Here is a 635-nt window from a genome sequence, read left to right on the forward strand (position 1 = left end):
CGCGAGCGCCGAGTCAGTACAGGCCGACCTCGGCGATTTCGAGTGAGCCGGCGAACCCGGATGGCGCGGACGGGTTCGGCTGGGGTGGAAAGGTTCATACGGTTGTGCGTCGTATTGTGTTGTATGTACCAGAACGTCGGTGCGACGGACAAGCGGGTCAGAACCGGTATCGGTGCCGTCGCCGGTGTCGCCTCGATAGCGACCCTCGCGAGCGTCGGCCCTCTTCCCGCCCTCGCGGCCCCGGTGCTGGGCGTCGTCGCGCTCATGATGCTCGCGACCGCCGCGACCGGGACCTGCGGCATGTACAGCCTGCTCGGCGTCGACACCTGCCCGGCCGACGCGGGCGACTCGCGCTGAGCGGGGCGTCAAAAGCGACGAATTGCGGCCGCAGGACGCTCTTGAGTACGTATCCTTGGTTAATCCGACGACGCCCTCAAGTGGCCGGAGCGCGTATCAATCGCATGTTCTATAGCGACCCGAACCGACAGCGTTCCGCGGCGGACCGACCCGCCGATTCGACCGGGGTGACGGGCGCGTGAGCGACGGTCCGACGGTCCTCGTGATCGGCGGCGGCGCGACCGGGACGGGGATCGCGAGGGACCTCGCGATCCGCGGCGTCGACGTGACGCTCGTCG

General features: G+C 68.5%; 1 protein-coding gene. It reads left to right on the forward strand.

The features are described from left to right. Positions 1 to 123: 123 nt before the first annotated feature. Positions 124 to 357 carry a DUF2892 domain-containing protein gene (locus BN903_RS03005; RefSeq protein ID WP_048076313.1) on the forward strand — a complete coding sequence of 78 codons (234 nt, stop codon included), beginning with the start codon at positions 124 to 126 and terminating at the stop codon, positions 355 to 357. The last annotated feature ends 278 nt before the right edge of the window (positions 358 to 635 follow it).

Source organism: Halorubrum sp. AJ67, assembly GCF_000513435.1.

Coding starts and splice junctions, on each gene's coding strand:
- BN903_RS03005 (WP_048076313.1), top strand. CDS start 124: ATGTACCAGAACGTCGGTGCGACGGACAAGCGGGTCAGAACCGGTATC.